The following is an 856-nucleotide window of genomic DNA, read 5'->3' on the forward strand; positions in this document are numbered from 1 at the left end:
ACCTATGGTTAAGCGAGTTATCGCTTAACAAAAACACTTTATAAAAATTGTACAGAAAAGGGGTGCCTTTTCAAACTTCAAAACTCGCATTTTCATTGCGCTAAACATAAAACGAGAGAAGACTAAACTTGTCCTCTCTCGGTGTTAAATTGGTCAACCCACTACAGTTGACAATGAGCCAAAAAGGAAAGGTTTTACCCATAACAGTAGGAACTTTCCTTTTTCTGTAAAAATACCAATGCCAGTACCTCACTTGTGCTAGCTCTGCTATTTTATGGTAAAATAATGNAAAAGGAAAGGTTTTACCCATAACAGTAGGAACTTTCCTTTTTCTGTAAAAATACCAATGCCAGTACCTCACTTGTGCTAGCTCTGCTATTTTATGGTAAAATAATGAAAACGGATAAAGGAGACCACGCATGATCTATGAATTGAGCCTAGAGTACGGGAGTTTTCCTGTCAAAGTTGTTGATGCCTTTACAACGGAGCGCAAAGAAGCCCCTAGCTTTTTACAAGGCAACACTGAACTTCTTGAGAAATTAGAACAAATGAACGCCCTGTTTCACGAACTCTTTTTAACCATCGAGTGCACCTTCCACTATGTGGGGAGCAATTTCCCAGACAAAATCGCAACACTTCGACAAATGTATAATGATATCGCGACTGAACTCACACAAACATACCCTGAACAAGATATTCAGATTGAGTATTTTATCTTATGATAAATTGTAAAATATAGTGCAACAAAAAAACTCATGGCGTTTCTGTCGTGTAAACTATACGTAACCACACTACCAGAACACGAGGAAACCTATGAGCTACTCCCATGAACCATAAAAGAGCGAATAAAGATAGA

Annotated in this window: 1 protein-coding gene; it reads left to right on the forward strand. The window is 37.9% G+C overall.

Annotation, left to right across the window (positions count from 1 at the left end):
• Positions 1-419 precede the first annotated feature (419 nt).
• Entirely contained in the window at positions 420-722 is a 303-nt protein-coding gene (locus ACERC8_RS09945) for a hypothetical protein (protein ID WP_373659703.1), read from the forward strand.
• The last annotated feature ends 134 nt before the right edge of the window (positions 723-856 follow it).

Source organism: Streptococcus sp. E29BA (genome assembly GCF_041807805.1).
Taxonomy (GTDB): Bacteria; Bacillota; Bacilli; order Lactobacillales; family Streptococcaceae; genus Streptococcus; species Streptococcus entericus.

Bases quoted from the DNA above. Each gene is read 5' to 3' on its own strand.
- ACERC8_RS09945 (WP_373659703.1), top strand. From the start codon at position 420: ATGATCTATGAATTGAGCCTAGAGTACGGGAGTTTTCCTGTCAAAGTT.